A 1490-nucleotide genomic window follows, 5' to 3' on the forward strand; every position below is an offset into this window, starting at 1 on the left:
TTAAGGCTAAGATTAAAAAGCTAAATCTTTCAAATTTGATGCGCTATAAGCCGCCCTTTATCCTTCAAAAAAAGGACGGAAGCTACTTTAACGTCCTAAAGATCGAGCAGCAAAGTAAAGAGGATATTAAAGCGACAAATGCTAGTAAGACGGCAGCCGATATAAATAGCGCAAATTCCAAAGACGCGGCGGGCTCTAAGGAGATATTGAGCTCTAACAGCGACACGACAAATTCTTTAAACTCATCTTCATCCGCATCGTTATCTTCCGATACATCATCTTCTTCTAGCGCGCCGTCTCCCTTCTCCGCGGGCGCATCCCATTCCTCCGCCAAAGAATCCAAAGCCTCCCGCTCATCCAAATCCTCGCAAGAACAAGAAGCAGCTATTAAATTTATCGTATTTGACGGAGGCAATTCCGTAAAAGAGCTGGGCGCGAGCGAGCTATTTGATCTTTGCAGTGGCGAGTTTATAGTGCTAGCTCATAAAACTCTGAATTCTCAGATCAAATTCGGCTTTGCCTGGTTTTACAAGCGGATGCTAAGCTTTAAAAGAGTGGTATTTGAAGTGCTTTTGGCTTCATTTATCATGCAGCTTTTCGGTCTAGTGACGCCGCTTTTTACTCAGGTAGTGCTTGATAAGGTTTTAACCCATCACAGCATTAGCACTCTAAACGTAATTGCATTTGCATTTTTGGCGACCATCATATTTGAGATGCTTTTAAGCCTAAGTAGAAATTATATATTCGCGCACACTACCACTAAAATTGACGCCAGATTAGGTAGCGAGCTTTTTAGCCATTTGGCTCTGCTTCCGATGACCTACTTTGAGAACCGCAAGGTCGGAAACATCGTTGCTAGAGTGCGAGAACTAGATAGCATAAGAGAGTTTATCGCAAATAAAAGCGTAAGCGTGCTACTTGATATTTTATTTAGCTTCGTATTTGTCTTTATGATGCTGCTTTACAGCGTGAAGCTTACGCTGATCGCAATCGCATTTATAAGCATAATTGCTGCGATCTACTTTTTTATCACGCCGGTGCTTAGAAAGAGGCTGGAGGATAAATTTCAAATGGGAGCCGCTTCAAACTCCTATCTCGTAGAGGCAGTAACCGGTATGCAGACGGTGAAATCTCTAGCGATCGAGGGCAGCATGCAAAAGATGTGGGAGGAAAATCTAGGCAGATACGTCCGCTCATCTTTTAATCTTTCAAATTTAAGCAACGTCGCAAGCGGCTTTGCCTCCGCACTGCAAAAGCTTATGACGCTTTGCATTTTATATTTCGGCGTGGGGCTTGTAATCGAAGGCAAGCTAAGCGTCGGTCAGCTCATCGCCTTTCAGATGTTTGCGGGGCAATTTAGCGCTCCTGTAATGAGGCTCGTAGGCCTTTGGAACGAGTTTCAGCAAGCCCTTCTTAGCGTAGATAGGCTAGGAGATATATTAAATACTCCAACCGAGCAGAGCACCGATAAGCCTATTGCGCTAAATAAT

General features: G+C 43.8%; 1 protein-coding gene. It reads left to right on the plus strand.

The window, feature by feature from the left end:
- Positions 1-38: 38 nt before the first annotated feature.
- Positions 39-1490 (plus strand): ABC transporter transmembrane domain-containing protein (locus Q0095_RS06700; RefSeq protein WP_297882533.1); only part of this gene is annotated, 1452 nt, incomplete at its 3' end.

It is taken from the genome of uncultured Campylobacter sp., from assembly GCF_938045535.1.
GTDB lineage: Bacteria > Campylobacterota > Campylobacteria > Campylobacterales > Campylobacteraceae > Campylobacter_B.